Source organism: Paraburkholderia sp. SIMBA_027 (assembly GCF_046535315.1).
In the GTDB taxonomy this organism is placed as follows: Bacteria; Pseudomonadota; Gammaproteobacteria; order Burkholderiales; family Burkholderiaceae; genus Paraburkholderia; species Paraburkholderia tropica.
In genome coordinates this window covers 1-238 of the sequence record NZ_JAWRWY010001559.1, presented here as the reverse complement: position 1 = coordinate 238, position 238 = coordinate 1, and the positions used below count along the sequence as shown (strand labels likewise).

The window sequence follows — 238 nt, the reverse complement described above, 5'->3', positions numbered from 1 at the left end:
ACGAGAGCATATCCTCCGGCGATGTCCGCCTCGGCAATACCGTCGTCACCGACTTTCCGCCGGCCAAGCGCGGCACGGCGATGATGTTTCAGTCCTACGCACTGTTTCCGCATCTCGACCTGATCGACAACGTCGCCTTCAGCCTGAAGATGAAGGGCGTCGAGAAGGACGAGCGCCGGGCCAAGGCGCTCGAGATGCTGAAGCTGATGCAGATGGAGGCCTATGCGACGCGCCGCCC

The 238-nt window shown here is 62.6% G+C and carries 1 pseudogene; it reads left to right on the top strand.

The features are described from left to right. A pseudogene (locus tag SB764_RS44420) lies at positions 1 to 238 on the top strand (ABC transporter ATP-binding protein); the annotation flags it as partial.